Annotated in this window: 13 protein-coding genes; 10 read left to right on the plus strand and 3 right to left on the minus strand. The window is 59.7% G+C overall.

Annotated features, from left to right (window positions below; genetic code table 11):
* Nucleotides 1-27: 27 nt before the first annotated feature.
* Nucleotides 28-720, plus strand: coding sequence for a LysE family translocator (locus QM647_RS04510; RefSeq protein WP_414994275.1), 693 nt, complete (start codon nt 28-30; stop codon nt 718-720).
* Between the two features lie 84 nt (nt 721-804).
* Nucleotides 805-1347, plus strand: a complete 543-nt coding sequence (locus tag QM647_RS04515) for a CC0125/CC1285 family lipoprotein (protein ID WP_414994276.1) — start codon at nt 805-807, stop codon at nt 1345-1347.
* A 54-nt stretch (nt 1348-1401) separates the two neighbouring features.
* Here the strand turns inward: QM647_RS04515 and QM647_RS04520 are convergent, their stop codons facing one another.
* On the minus strand, nt 1402-2172 hold the full coding sequence (locus QM647_RS04520; protein WP_414994277.1) for a DUF6065 family protein: 771 nt from the start codon (nt 2170-2172) through the stop codon (nt 1402-1404).
* 44 nt (nt 2173-2216) lie between these two features.
* Here QM647_RS04520 and QM647_RS04525 point away from each other — a divergent pair, with 44 nt between their 5' ends.
* The 4 genes from QM647_RS04525 to QM647_RS04540 all read left to right on the plus strand — a co-directional run bounded on the left by QM647_RS04525 (nt 2217) and on the right by QM647_RS04540 (nt 4529).
* Nucleotides 2217-2726: a prolyl-tRNA synthetase associated domain-containing protein gene (locus tag QM647_RS04525; RefSeq protein WP_414994278.1), complete on the plus strand. Its 510-nt coding sequence runs from the start codon at nt 2217-2219 to the stop codon at nt 2724-2726.
* Nucleotides 2727-2767: 41 nt separating this feature from the next.
* On the plus strand, nt 2768-3340 hold the full coding sequence (locus tag QM647_RS04530; RefSeq protein WP_414994279.1) for a YdcF family protein: 573 nt from the start codon (nt 2768-2770) through the stop codon (nt 3338-3340).
* A gap of 89 nt (nt 3341-3429) precedes the next feature.
* Nucleotides 3430-4305: a thioredoxin gene (gene trxA, locus QM647_RS04535; RefSeq protein WP_414994280.1), complete on the plus strand. Its 876-nt coding sequence runs from the start codon at nt 3430-3432 to the stop codon at nt 4303-4305.
* Nucleotides 4306-4313: 8 nt separating this feature from the next.
* Nucleotides 4314-4529 carry a Trm112 family protein gene (locus QM647_RS04540; RefSeq protein WP_414994281.1) on the plus strand — a complete coding sequence of 72 codons (216 nt, stop codon included), beginning with the start codon at nt 4314-4316 and terminating at the stop codon, nt 4527-4529.
* Nucleotides 4530-4579: 50 nt separating this feature from the next.
* Here the strand turns inward: QM647_RS04540 and QM647_RS04545 are convergent, their stop codons facing one another.
* Nucleotides 4580-5824 (minus strand): UbiH/UbiF/VisC/COQ6 family ubiquinone biosynthesis hydroxylase, encoded by a 1245-nt coding sequence (locus tag QM647_RS04545; protein ID WP_414994282.1) that lies wholly within the window; start codon nt 5822-5824, stop codon nt 4580-4582.
* A gap of 141 nt (nt 5825-5965) precedes the next feature.
* Between QM647_RS04545 and QM647_RS04550 the strand changes: the two genes are divergently transcribed.
* The 4 genes from QM647_RS04550 (at nt 5966) to QM647_RS04565 (ending at nt 10609) form a co-directional block, all read left to right on the plus strand.
* Nucleotides 5966-8437 carry a DNA translocase FtsK gene (locus QM647_RS04550; protein WP_414994283.1) on the plus strand — a complete coding sequence of 824 codons (2472 nt, stop codon included), beginning with the start codon at nt 5966-5968 and terminating at the stop codon, nt 8435-8437.
* 109 nt (nt 8438-8546) lie between these two features.
* On the plus strand, nt 8547-9014 hold the full coding sequence (locus QM647_RS04555) for a hypothetical protein (protein ID WP_414994284.1): 468 nt from the start codon (nt 8547-8549) through the stop codon (nt 9012-9014).
* 164 nt (nt 9015-9178) lie between these two features.
* Complete coding sequence (locus tag QM647_RS04560; protein WP_414994285.1) at nt 9179-10201, plus strand: hypothetical protein; 1023 nt, start codon at nt 9179-9181, stop codon at nt 10199-10201.
* Between the two features lie 39 nt (nt 10202-10240).
* Nucleotides 10241-10609, plus strand: coding sequence for a RidA family protein (locus tag QM647_RS04565; protein WP_414994286.1), 369 nt, complete (start codon nt 10241-10243; stop codon nt 10607-10609).
* Here QM647_RS04565 and galA read toward each other — a convergent pair.
* On the minus strand, nt 10599-13052 hold the full coding sequence (gene galA, locus QM647_RS04570; RefSeq protein ID WP_414994287.1) for a beta-galactosidase GalA: 2454 nt from the start codon (nt 13050-13052) through the stop codon (nt 10599-10601). The genes QM647_RS04565 and galA overlap by 11 nt on opposite strands.
* Between the last annotated feature and the right edge of the window lie 55 nt (nt 13053-13107).

The raw sequence follows: 13107 nt of genomic DNA on the forward strand, positions 1-13107 counted from the left end.
ATCAGCCAGACATGCTATGGCCTCGGCATGTCTTTCCCGATCGATCCGCACACCTACGGGGCTTTCTTCGTCACCATGTTCTTCATGGCGATCTCCCCCGGCCCCGCCATCCTGTTCGCCATCCGCACCGGACTTGGCCGGCGCAAGAGTCATGTTTTCGCGGCCGTCGCCGGATTGAATGCCGCTTCACTGGTGTGGTTCATCGCCTGCGCTTTCGGCCTGCAGATCCTGCTGACCGCTTTCCCGCTGCTGTTTCAGATCGTCGCCGTGGCCGGTGGACTCTATCTCGGCTGGATGGCCTTCAAGGGCTTCCGCTCGGCGCTCGATATCCGCAATGAAAATCTCGGCGCCAGCCTGACCGCCGCACCCGATCCGGAAAAGACGATTGCCGCCACCTTCAAGGATGGCTTCCTGGTCCAGCTGCTCAATCCCAAGGTCACGCTCTTCTTTTCGGCCGTCCTGCCGCCCTTCATCAATACTCACCAGCCCGTACCGCCACAGATGGTGGCCTTCGCCGCCACCGCCATTGGCATGGATAGCATAGCCATGACGACCTACGGCCTGGGGGCGGTCACCCTGTCGCATGTCCTCAGCGATCCGAAGAAAAAGCAGGCGTTTGATCTCGGCGTCAGTCTGATCCTGATGGGCATCGCCGCCCTGATCATCTGGCATGCCGCCATGGAACTGATCCGGCTGTATTCGCCCATTGCACACGCGTAAGGAGCGGCCCAATATTGCCACATTGACGGACCATTCTCAGTGATTAATATGGCTAAAAGTTTTGCATCTGTGGGGAGTTACACAATGAAACGCCTGAGTTTGTGCCTTCTGGCCGCCGCCAGCCTGACCATCCTGTCGGCCTGCGCTACACCCACCCCTTACCAGCCGGTTTCCCCCACGACTTCGGCTGCCGCGCAACGCGGCTATTCGGAAACCCGCATTGAGGAAAACCGCTATCGCCTGAGCTTCTCCGGCAATGAGATGACCAAGCGCGAAACGGTAGAGAATTATATGCTCTATCGTGCCGCCGAACTGACCCTGGAATCCGGCAATGACTGGTTCGAGGTCGTTAGTCGCGATACCGATGAAAAGCAACGTGCGACCACCTTCGACGATCCGTTCATGAGCAGCTTCTCGTGGCGTTTCTACAACCGCAACCGCTGGAGCCGCTGGGGCGCTTTCGGTGCCGATTGGGGCAGCGATACCGTGGTCTATTCGCGCTATGAAGCCACGGCCGAAATCCTGATGCACAAGGGTCCCAAGCCCGATGGCAATGCCAATGCCTATGACGCCCGCGCCGTAAAAGCCAATCTGGAATCGAAGATTGTCCGTCCGGTATCGAAGTAAGTCTCATTCAATCCAATAAAAAACCCTCCCGGTTCCGACCGGGAGGGTTTTTCTTTAGCGCGTCTTTTTAGGCCGGATAACCTTCGGCACCTTGAGGCGACGTCGGTTGATATGGTCGTCGACCTTTTCGACCACCTGGCCGGTCGGGTCCGGCTTCTCACCCTTGAAGTAGAACTTTTGCCAGGCTTCTTTCACGGCATCAGGATCGCGGCGCACCAGGCTGTCATTGAATTCTTGACGCGTTTTAGCCCAGGCATCGAACTGCTTCTTCAGGTCCGGATCGCTTTCCAGCGACTTGATCACCGGCTGGATCTCATCCTGCGCCTTGTGCTGCACCACCTGGATAAAACAGAAGGGCTCGCCCTTCTTAAAGGTGACCATGCCTGGCCGGGTCATCAGCCAGTTCATGGTAAAGGGGAAGGGCAACCAGTCGGTTTCGACCAGGCCGGTCAGCGGTGCGATGCCATCCTTGACCTGATTGGGAGCGCCAGTGGCCTGTATGGCGAAGCCCGGCGGGGTGCGGAACATGTAGCCGGTATGGAAGGTCACGACCCCATGCGTGAAGTGCGACGACACCAGGTGTTCGAGATTATAGTTCGGATCGGCATCGCAGGTGATGACCAGATCGTTCTTGCCGATGCCACCGTTCCACACGATGGTGATGTCGGTCGGGCAGAGGATTTCCCAGCCGGTGGTGTTGGCCATGGTCAGGGGCAGGCAGCGATAGGGGAAGCGTGACTGAAAGCTGTCCATCCACTCCCGTTCCGGCCGGCCCGGCACGATTTCCGGCGGATAGGTGGTCATGACAAAGCACTCAAGTTCCATCTGGCAGTTCCATCGTCAAAAAGTTTGCGGTAAAGCCGATGATCATGACCGATCCGCTCTACACGCCTGAAAAACTGCTCGAAGCCTTAAATGATTTGGGCCTGAAAACAAGCACCCTGACCCATGAAGCGGTCTTTCGCGTAGGGGAAGGCGACGACATAAAGTCGCAACTGCCGGGCGCCCATACCAAGAACCTGTTCCTGAAGGACGACAAGGGCCAGCTCTGGCTGATCTCGGCCGAGCAATCGACGCAGATCCCGCTGAAGACCCTGCCGAAGGTGATCGGCTCCGGCCGCCTCAGCTTCGGCTCGGAAGATCGGCTTTATGCGGCACTGGGCGTGCGACCAGGTTCGGTGACGGCGCTGGGCCTGATTAATGATCCGGAACGGAAGGTGCGCTTTATCCTCGACAAGGCCCTGGCTGATGCCGAGATCGTCAATTTCCACCCCCTGACCAATACCGCCACCACCGCCCTGTCCCAGGCGGATTTCCGGACGTTCATCGCGTCTCTGGGCCGTGAACTGATGATCGTGGATTTCGCGGGATTGTTGTAAGACTGGTTTACCCTCAGACAAGCACAGATATGGAGTCCGTCATGAAGCAACCTATGCGATGGATTGGCAGGATAATGATCAGCATTGCCGGTCTGGTATTGCTCTGCGCCGGTTTGATCGTCGTAGATGGCCTGACTGACGACATTCGCCGTAGCGATGTCGCGGTGGTGCTTGGCTCCAAAGTCAATTCGAACGGAACGCCCTCACCTCGCCTCCAGGCGCGGCTCGGTCGGGCGTTGGAGCTATATAAGGGCGGCTGGACATCCCATATTCTGGTCAGTGGTGGCACGGGGATAGAAGGCGTACCCGAAGGAACGGCAATGAAGCGTTGGCTGATATCAAAAGGCGTTCCAGAGACCGCGATCATCGTAGATGATCAGGGTGTTGATACCCGCGCCACCGCGCGTAATACCTCCGTCTTGATGCACGCTCATAATCTGCACAGCGTCATCATTGTCAGCCAATATTTTCATATCTCGCGGACAAAATTGGCCTTTTCACAAGAAGGCCTGACCGGTGTTGGCTCCGCACACCCCGACTATTTCGAAGCGCGTGACCTCTATTCCCTTGCGCGTGAGGTTCCCGGATATGCGGGCTATCTGTTGCATAGGTGATTGTGCGGCACACGGTTTGGGGACAAGCCCTTCCTTGAACTGTTGAACACAGACCCCATCTGAGCTAAGCCACGCTTGAGAGGTACCCCATGGCCAGCAACGACCCCAATATCATCGACGGTTCTGAAAACACCTTTATGGCCGACGTTATCGAGGCTTCGATGACCCAGCCCGTCATCGTCGATTTCTGGGCCACCTGGTGCGGTCCGTGCCGCCAGCTTGGTCCGGCTCTGGAAAAGGTGATCGGCGAGCAGAAGGGCAAGGTCAAGTTGGTCAAGATCGATGTCGACCAGAACCAGGCCATCGCCGCTCAGATGCGCGTTCAGTCCATCCCCACCGTCTATGCCTTTGTCGGCGGGCGGCCGGTCGATGGCTTCATGGGTGCCAAGTCGGAAACCGAACTGCGCGCCTTCATCGATAAGCTGGGCGTGGCCGGTGATGGTACGCCCTCGATCGAGGACGCCCTGACCCTGGCCGCCAAATCAGTGGAAGACGGCGATATGCCGAGCGCCATGGAAGCCTATGCCTTCGTACTGGAACAGGATCCCGAAAATACCAAGGCCATCGCAGGCATGGCGCGGATTTACCTGAAACTGCAACAACCCGATCATGCCAAGGCCACGCTCGATCAGGTGCCGGCCGATACCAAGGATGCCGATATCCTGGGTCTGCGCGCCGCTCTGGAACTGGCCGAAGGCGCCCCAACGGACGTCGCCGGTTTGCGGGCGAAGATCGCCGCGAATGGCCGTGACTTCGATGCCTGGTACGATCTCGGTCGCGCTCTGGCGGCGCAAGGCGAGATGGCCGAGGCGATGAATGCTCTGCTGGAAATCGTCAAGTACGAGCCGGAATGGAACGGTCAGGCCGCCCGCACCTATCTGTTCAAAATCTTCACTGCGCTCGGCGCGTCTTCTGAGCTAACCAAGGCCGGCCGTCGCCGCCTGTCGTCACTGCTGTTTTCTTGAGATCCGTTATGACCGATATCGAAACCTACGCCAAAAACGAGCTTGAGATTGACCCGCGCCTGCTGGAAGCCCTGGTCTGTCCGGTGACGCGCCGTCCTCTGACCTATGACAAGGCCGCGCAGGAACTGGTCAGCCCGAACGCGGGTCTCGCCTTTCCGATCCGCTCGGGCGTGCCGATCATGCTGGTCGATCAGGCCCGCAAGTTTGAACCGGTGAAGGCGTAGGATAAGGCAAAAGATCGGTTTTGGGGTCAAGGGGTCCGTGACCCCTTGCCTTAAACCAACTCGCCCCTAAGCAGCTTCGGCAGATCGCCCGTCGCCGCGCCGGCGTCCTCCATGACGAACTGGCGCAGGGCCGGCACCTTGTTGAACAAGCCGATACCGACACCCCGCACGGCGCGCAGCAGCGGATTGCCATTGGAAAACAGGCGCACGAAACCATCCATGATCACGGACGTGCTGACATTATCGAAACGCCGCCATTTGGCGTAACGCTCCAGCACCAGATCGGTGCCGATGTCCTCGCCCAGACGTGCCGCCTCGATCAACACCTCGGCCAGGGCCGCCACATCTTTCAGGCCGAGATTGAGACCCTGCCCGGCGATCGGATGGATACCATGGGCGGAATCGCCCAGCAGGGCGAGCCGCCCCTTGTGCATCTCTTCCGCCAGACCCAGGCCCAGCGGATAGATGAATTTCGGACCCACCACCGTCAGTTCGCCCAAGAAATCACCAAACCGCGCCAGCAGATGATCATAGAACAGCTGGTCATCAACCTGCATCAGGGCCTTCGCCTTGGCATGGGTTTCCGACCAGACGATGCAGGCGCGGTTATCGTTCAGCGGCAGGATAGCGAACGGGCCGGTCGGCAGGAAATGCTCGTAGGCGACATGATTGTGCGAATGTTCCATCTGCACCGTGCAGACCACGGCGCTTTGGTCATAGGCCCAGTTAATATGCTTGATCCCGGCTTTTTCGCGCAGAGAAGACTGGCGCCCCTCGGCGGAAACGACCAGCGGCGCGCGCAGGGTCTCGCCCGTATCGAGATCGACCTCGGCGAAGGAACCATCTTCGCGGCTGTCGACCACCGCAGCGGGGCTGATCAGGCGGATCCCCTGATTGACGATTTCCTCATAGAGCGCCTTGCGGACCTGACGGTTTTCGACCATGTAGCCCAGCGGTTCATCGCCCGTGCGGTCGGAGATTTCCTCCGAAGCAAAATGCAGGAAAAACGGCAGGGGTTTGGGCGCCGAGGCCCCCGGCAGATGGCCATCCGTCACGAAAATCTCATCCATGCGGCAGGCGTGCTTTTCCAGGACCTCACCGACGCCGAGCGCCTTCCACTGGCGGAAGCAGGCATAGGCGATTGCCGAAGCGCGGCCATCGAACGAGGCATCGAGCTGGGTATCAAAGGGCTGCTTTTCGACCAGCGCCACCTCCAGCCCCCCCGATTTCAGAGCCAGGGCCAGGGTCATACCGGCCATGCCGGCGCCCACGATAATGACGTCATAGGTTTTCATGGGAACCATCATAGCCATGGCGGCGCATCGGCGCAATGCGCTGCAATGACGCGCCAACACTTGCTTTTCTATCTCATGGTAAACAGGTCTTAACCCTTTCCATGGCATCTGGTCAGGGTTTGAAGCCGCGATACGAGTAACATGTCCAGCCTGACCCTGACCGTTTGGAACGCCTTTGAAAGCCGCATGCGCCTTGTCTGGCAGTCGCCGCTGATGGCGCGCCTGCGCGGCGCCTTCACGGCCCTGATGGGATTTGCCGGCTTTGTGGCCCTGGCCACCTATCACGCCGAAGACCCCAGCCTGAATACGGCCGGCCACGGCGATATCCATAATGCCCTCGGTTCCTTCGGCGCCATGATCGCCGATATCGGCAACCAGTCCATCGGCCTGGCCGCCTGGCCCGCCGCGGCTCTGATGATCTATTTCGGCCTGCTGCGCACCTTTCAGCACGACCCGGACCAGACGCGCCTGAAGCTGCGCCTTCATGCCCTGTGGTCGGTCCTGTTTGTGCTGTCTCTGGCGGCCGCCATCGCACCGATCCTGACCGATCCACCACTGGCCGGCGCCGATCTGGCCCTGCGCCAGAGTCTCGGCGGTTTCTGGGGCTCCGGCATCCATAACCTGTTACAGGCCGTGTTCGATTTCATGCACCTGCCAGGGTCCGTGCTTATTGCCAGCCTGGTCTATACCGGTCTTGCGCTGCTTGGTTTCAACAAGGCGCTTAACCTGAATATGGGGCATTACCTCCACCTTTCCGGCCTGATCGGCGGCGTGGCTCAGAAGGGCATGAGCGCCATGGGCGTCGGCCGCGAGGCCGTGATTGCCGAACCGGCGGTGAAGAAGGAAAAGCGCCCCCCCAAGGTGAAGACCTTTGTCGACGAGGAAACCTTCGACGCCGAGCCCGAAACCGCCACCTCCGCTCCGGCGCCGCGCATCTCGCAGAATACCGCCCGCACCGGCGCCCTGCCGCCGCTCGATGACGAGATGGGCCCCTACGAGGACCCCGACTTCCTCGATACGATGGAAACGCCGGTATCGGATATAAAGCCGGTCAAGCCATCGCCGCGTGCCGAGGCCGAAAAGCAGCCGGTCTTCGATTTCCTGCGTCCGGGCAATTTCCGCCTGCCGGAACTGTCGATCCTCGCCAAGCCCAAGGCGCGCAACCACTCCTATGACGAGGAAGGCCTGCGCCAGAATGCCCGCATGCTGGAAAGCGTGCTGGCCGAATTCGGCGTCCGCGGCGTGATCGACCAGATCCGCCCCGGTCCGGTTGTCACCCTCTACGAACTGGCTCCCGCCGCTGGCGTGAAGGGCGCGCGCGTCGTGGCCCTGGCCGACGACATCGCCCGTAATATGTCCGCCCGCTCCTGCCGCGTGTCCATCGTTCAGGGCCGTAACGCCATCGGTATCGAACTGCCCAACCAGATCCGCGAAACCGTTTATCTGCGCGATATGCTGGCCTCGGCCGAATTCGAAAAAGCCGGCCACACCCTGCCCATGGTGCTGGGCGAAACCATCGGCGGTGATCCTTACGTCACCGACCTCGCCAAGATGCCCCACCTGCTAATCGCCGGCACCACCGGCTCGGGTAAGTCGGTCGGCGTCAACGCCATGATCCTGTCGATCCTCTACCGCCTCGATCCCGAACAATGTAAGTTCATCATGATCGACCCGAAGATGCTGGAACTCAGTGTCTATGACGGCATCCCCCACCTGCTGGCCCCGGTTGTTACCGATCCGAAAAAGGCCGTGGTGGCGTTGAAGTGGACCGTCAAGGAGATGGAAGACCGCTATCGCCGCATGTCCAAGGTCGGCGTGCGGAACATCAGTAATTTCAACGAACGCGCCCGCGCCACCGCTGCCGAAGGCAAGAACTTTGTCCGCAAGGTTCAGACCGGTTTCGACGAAACCGGCCAGCCGATTTACGAGTTCGACGAAATGGTGCCCGAACCCATGCCCTATATCGTCGTCATCATCGACGAGGTGGCCGACCTGATGATGGTGGCCGGCAAGGATATCGAAGGTGCCGTCCAGCGCCTGGCCCAGATGGCCCGCGCCGCCGGCATTCACCTGATCATGGCCACACAGCGTCCCTCGGTCGACGTCATCACCGGCACGATCAAGGCCAACTTCCCGACCCGGATTTCCTTCCAGGTTACGTCGAAGATCGACTCGCGCACCATCCTGGGCGAACAGGGCGCCGAACAGCTGCTCGGCCAAGGCGACATGCTCTATATGGCTGGCGGCGGCCGCATCACCCGCCTGCATGGTCCGTTTGTCGGCGACAACGAGGTCGAGGCCGTGGCGCAGTTCCTGCGCGAACAGGGCGCGCCGCAATATCTCGACGATGTCACCTACAGCGCCGATGAAGAGGGCGGCTCAGACGGCGGCATGGGCGAAGGCGGCGGCTCCGGCGACGACCTCTATGACAAGGCTGTCTATTTCGTCACCTTCGACCGCAAGGCCTCCACCTCCTATATCCAGCGCAAACTTCAGATCGGCTATAACCGCGCCGCCTCGCTGATGGAAAAGATGGAACAGGAAGGCGTGGTTGGCCCCGCCAACCACGTCGGCAAGCGCGATATCCTGGTGGGTCCGCCTCCCGGCCACTAGGCAGGGTCACGGACCCTGCACCCATAAGCTGGAGTGCCTCAACACCGGCAAGCATTGATGCAGGTGGCGCAATGCTGTAATAGTTATACATCGATCTTTGGGGGATGAGATGTTCAAGAAAATCGCTATTACGGCGTCGATTCTGGCTAGCCTAGCTGCTTTTTCGCCGGCCTATGCTGGCCCATATACTGATGACCTAAGCAAATGTCTGGTCAAATCGGCAAGTCCGTCCGATCAAAAAGACCTGATCCGGTGGATTTTCGCGGCCATAGCCCTGCACCCCGACATTCGCTCGATGGCCAATATCAGTCCGGACGAGCGGGCCGCAATTAATAAAACCGCAGCCTCGCTTATGGTGCGTTTGTTGACTGAGGATTGTCGAACGGAGAGCGTAGTCGCCCTCAAATACGAAGGGACTGTATCTGTTCAAACGAGCTTCAGTCTGCTGGGCCAAATTGCCGCACAGGGCATATTTACCGCGCCAGAAGTAGCGGCGGGCATGGCGGACCTGACGGCCAATGTGGACGCGGATAAATTGAACGCGCTCTATAAAGAAGCCGGTGTCGTTCAAAAATAAGCCGGTCCGATAGGTTTCCTTAGTTCTGAAAGAAGCAGCCTTGGAAATGCCCGTCAGATAACTGGCGGGCGTTTTTTATGTCCGTTTACAGCCCCAAAAATTATAATATAAATAGCATATAAGGACGAATATCGGATTCGCCAGGTCACCTATGGGGAAACGGGATGCCAAAACTTTTCAAGGCCTTGGGCCTCGCCTTGTCCGCCTTATGCATCACCAGCCCTGCCTGGGCGCAGACATCGGCCTACCCGAAACCCGGCGCACCGGCGGAGTCGACAAAGGCCTATCTTTTCGCCCACATGATGACCGGCGATTACGGCGTCCTCTACTATTCCATCAGCCTCGATGGCCTGCATTGGATCTTCCTCAACAGCGGCAAGCCGGTCTATCCCGCCTATCATGGCCATGCCTCCATCGCCAAAGGTCCGGACAACCGCTTCTATCTGGTCGGCAACAAGAGCGATGACGATCCGCTGATCCGCTTCTGGGTCTCCGATGATCTGATCCACTGGACGGATTACGCCACCTATCAACCCGATTTGTCCAAGGCAGTCGATCACCCGCTCCAACGCATTGGCGCGCCCAAGCTGTTCTTCGACAAACCTACCGGCCAGTTCATCCTGACCTGGCATACACCGAACGTGCCCGGCACGCCTGACGAGCCCGAAACCTACTGGGCCAGCCAACGCACGCTCTACGTCCTGTCGCCGGATTTGAAAACCTTCGCGTCGCCGCCAAAGCGCCTGTTCAACTGGGAAATGGCGACGATCGACACCGTTATCCAGCCGAACCCTGAAGGCGGCTATTGCGCCATCCTCAAGGACGAGCGTTATCCCTCCTATAACTGGATCACCGGCAAGACGATCCGCCTGACCTGCGGCCCCACCCTCACCGGCCCCTATCCGGAGCCCGGTCCCTCGCTCAGCCCCAATTTCCGCGAGGCACCGACGCTTATCCGCTCGCCCAATGGCGCCGATTGGTATCTCTATTACGAACAATATGCCGGCACGAGCTATGGGCTATCGATGGCACCGCGCCTCGAAGGTCCGTGGTATCAGGTCTCCGGTAATACCGGCGTGCCCGACTGGAACCGGTATGAGATGACTCCAAACGCCCGCCACGGCTCAATGATCGAAATCACCCGCGATGAATACGACAAACTGCTGAAGGCCTTCCCGGCGAAATAGCCTCTGGCTTTTTGACGGCAGCGACGGCATTACAGGCCCATGACCGCACCGACCTACCACGCCTATCCCTTCGAGGCCGCCTTTTCCGAGGCCGTGATCCTGGATGGCCTGATCTATCTCTCCGGCCATATCGGCGATGACGACGATGGCAACCTGGCTCAGGGCTTCGAGGCCGAGGTCCGGCAGATGATGGCCAATGTCAAGGCGACCCTAGCCCGTTTCGACCGCACGATCACGGCGCTGGTATCCGTCAAGGTCATGCTGACCGACACGGCGCAAGCGGCGCGCTTCAATGCCCTGTTCGCGGACTATTTCGACGACGCGCCTTTGCCGGCCTGCACCACCTTTGGCGTAGCGGCCCTGGCGCTGAACGCCACCGTCGAAATCGAGTGCATCGCTAAACTTTAATCCGGCTTGAGATCAGCCCTTCCGAGCGCGCGGCGACCGTCACCGGCCCGTTACCCTTGACCTGCACGATGGCCTGCGCCAGGCCATTAAAAGCCTTGCGATATAGCGCCTTGTCCGGTTCGTGGCTGGTGGGGTTGCCATTGCCGACGCCGATCACCTCGGCCGGTCCTTCGACATCGAAGAAGATCAGATTGTCGGCTTTTGGCACCGTCACGCCAGCCTTGTCAAAGACCTCCGCCTTCAGCACCACGATATCGTCGACGCGTTCGGAGGTCAGAACGACCTTTGCCGCCTCGCCCGCCGTCACGCGCTCGGTCTTCATGGTCACCTTGCCACCGCGATAACCATAGGCGGTGATCTTGCCCGGCGCAAACGGCACGGTCCATTCCAGATGATAGTCCTTCACTACGTCCTTGCGGCCGACCGACTTGCCATTGACGAACAACTCGACCGCCTCGCAATTGGAATGCACCCAGACGGAGACATCCTTACCTGGCTCCCAGTTCCAGTGCGGGAAAAGATGCAGCACCGGCTTATCCGACCACCAGGCCTGATAATACCAGTAATTGTCCTTCGGGAAGCCGCACAGATCCATGATACCGAAATGCGAGGTCACCGATGGCCACCAGTTAAACGGCGTCGGCTCACCGCGGTAATCGAAACCGGTCCAGACGAAGCCACCGAGCAGGTTCGGCGTCTTGTCGTAGAGCGGCCACCAGTTTTCCGCCGTATGCCCCCACTTCGGCGCGGTGACATCATAGGCGGGCACATAGAGCTTCGTTTCTGAGCGCTCGTATTCGCCGCGCGTGCACAGGGTCGAGGCCGTTTCCGTGCCCACCACCGGCAGGTTCGGGTACTTCTCGCGCACTGGCCCCAGACGCGTGACGTAATAGTTGACGCCCAGCACATCGAGACTTTCGGTAATGCCGAAGCCCTGACCATTGTTCATGGCCGCCGTCACCGGCCGCGTCGGGTCCAGCTTCTTGATCAGACGGCGCATGTCGTGGGCGATCTTGGCGCCGCGCTCCGTACCCTGCTGCGGCTCCTCATTACCGATCGACCACAGGATGATGGAGGGGTGGTTGCGCCCGCGCCGGATCAGGGTTTCCAGTTCCTCCATGCCTTCCGGCGCCGAAGTCATCAGCCGGTTTTCATCGAGCACCAGAATACCCAGCCGGTCGCAGGCCTCCAGCACTTCCGGCGTCGCCGGATTATGCGACGAGCGATAAGCGTTCGAGCCCATGTCCTTCAGTTGCTGCAAGCGCCAGACATGCAAGCCATCGGGAATGGCCGAGCCGACCCCGGCATGGTCCTGGTGGTTATTCGTGCCCTTGATCTTCATCGCTTCGCCATTGAGGAAGAAGCCATCGACCTTGAACACCACCTCGCGCAAACCGAAGGTGCTGGCGAAGACGTCCACCACCGCGCCATTATCGAGGATTTCAGTGCGGACGCTGTAGAGATGCGGGTCCTTCAGGCCCCACAGGCGCGGTGAAGTGAGTTTGGTCGTCTGGTTGACCGTTTGCTCGTCCTGCGCCGCCAGCTCGACCGGCGTTTCCAGCCGCGCCACCGCCTTGCCGTCGGTGTCGCTGATTGTGGAGACCAGCGTCACCGTCTTCGCCGTATCGGTGCCGTTGACGATGCGCGTCTCGATATCGACCGCGCCGGAAATATCCGATTTGATCCAGGTGCCCCACTGCGGCACGTAGGTGCGCGCCGTCTTGACCAGCCAGACATGGCGATAGATGCCCGCGCCCTCATAAAACCAGCCTTCGCCATAGGAGGCATCGACCCGCACCAGCAGGATATTGGGCTTGTCGTCGGTATTGATGAAATTGCTGATATCGACCTCGAAGGGCGTATAGCCGCTCTCGTGCCGGTTCAGGATATAGCCGTTCAGGATGACGATGGAGTCGCGGAAAACGCCGTCGAATTCCAGGGTCAGACGCTTCAGTTCATCGCCCTTTTCCAGTTTGAGCACCTTGCGGTACCAGCCGACACTGGTTTCCGGGAACTTTCGGCCCACCGGCTTATAACCATGGGCCGCCGCTTCGTCTTCCTCGTATTCCCGGCGTTTGTCGGGTTCGGGCAGGGTATAGGTGTCATTATTGACGAAGGGCAGCTCCACCGCCCAGTCGTGCGGCAGGTTCACCGACCGCCAGGTGCTGTCATCATAATCCGGCTCGGCGGCTGTTGCGCCTGAAAGTCCCTGCTTGGCATGGGTATATTGATAGGCGCCGAAGTTAAAATCGCGCGTCACGTCAGAGGCATGGCCAAAGGCGAAGCGCCAGTCGTCATCGAAGCGGATACGCTGGCGCGGCGTCAGGTCGGCCGGCGCGGGGAGGATAGCGGCCAAGCCGGGCTGTGCCGTCGCTTCAGCACTCAGGCCGGCGCCCAAGACAGCCGCACCCTGCAGCAGATGACGCCGATTTACCTTGACCATATCCATATCCTCTTAAAAAGCCGGAACCATTAAAGACGCCTTTTCCCACCGCACA

The organism is Asticcacaulis sp. (assembly GCF_047605585.1).
Lineage (GTDB): Bacteria > Pseudomonadota > Alphaproteobacteria > Caulobacterales > Caulobacteraceae > Asticcacaulis.